We start from the raw sequence: 326 nt of genomic DNA, 5'->3' as shown, positions 1-326 counted from the left end.
CCAGAGCGCAGTTTTACCACAAGGAGTACCGGCAGATGTACAGGCGCGAGATCCGCATGAACCGCATGGCTCGCAAAGTCGGAAACTTCTACGTCCCTGCAGAACCCAAGCTGGCCTTCGTTATCCGCATCAGAGGTATCAACGGCGTGAGCCCTAAAGTGCGTAAGGTTTTGCAGCTGCTGCGTCTGCGCCAGATCTTTAACGGCGTCTTCGTCAAGCTCAACAAGGCCTCCATCAACATGCTGCGTATCGCCGAACCGTACATCGCCTGGGGATACCCCAACCTCAAGTCTGTGCGTGAGCTCATCTACAAGCGTGGATACGGC

1 protein-coding gene is annotated in these 326 nt (G+C 55.8%); it reads left to right on the top strand.

All coding sequences use genetic code 11. The annotated features are described in order from the left end of the window. Nucleotides 1–35: 35 nt before the first annotated feature. Nucleotides 36–326 (top strand): uL30 family ribosomal protein (locus GFJ41_RS21320; RefSeq protein WP_226890299.1); only part of this gene is annotated, 291 nt, incomplete at its 3' end.

This window comes from Paraclostridium dentum, from assembly GCF_012922555.1.
Taxonomy (GTDB): Bacteria; Bacillota; Clostridia; order Peptostreptococcales; family Peptostreptococcaceae; genus Paraclostridium; species Paraclostridium dentum.
The sequence above is the reverse complement of the archived record's forward strand: the minus strand, read 5'-3'. Positions and strand labels throughout refer to the sequence as shown.